Here is a 293-nt window from a genome sequence, read left to right as displayed (position 1 = left end):
AGCAGCAATCCCCACAGCTCCTGATAGACCAAGTCCACTTTCTTGCTTCTCAGCGTGATGGCGTTGTGCTGCATCGCGCTTTTGATATCCCGGTATCCCAGCTCGATTTCCCAGCGCTCGTGGTACAGGGTCGCCACCTGAGCTGCACTGAATCGCGCCACGGGCAGGGAGGTAAAGACCGTTTTCTCCTTGCCTGCCACCTCATAGGTCACTGCGCGAACTTGCCAGTGTGTCGGCAACGCCGGGTTTTTCTTGCGAGCCTGAGGCGAGACCGTCATTTGCAACAGACGGTC

Annotated in this window: 1 protein-coding gene; it reads right to left on the bottom strand. The window is 57.7% G+C overall.

The genetic code is table 11. The annotated features are described in order from the left end of the window. Positions 1-293 (bottom strand): transposase (locus MUW49_RS22185; protein WP_244812889.1); only part of this gene is annotated, 293 nt, incomplete at both ends.

Origin of the sequence: Aeromonas sp. LsrichE-8G (assembly GCF_022869435.1) — a bacterium.
Lineage (GTDB): Bacteria > Pseudomonadota > Gammaproteobacteria > Enterobacterales > Aeromonadaceae > Aeromonas > Aeromonas caviae.
Note: the sequence above shows the minus strand (reverse complement) of the source record. Positions and strands in the feature narration are given on the sequence as shown.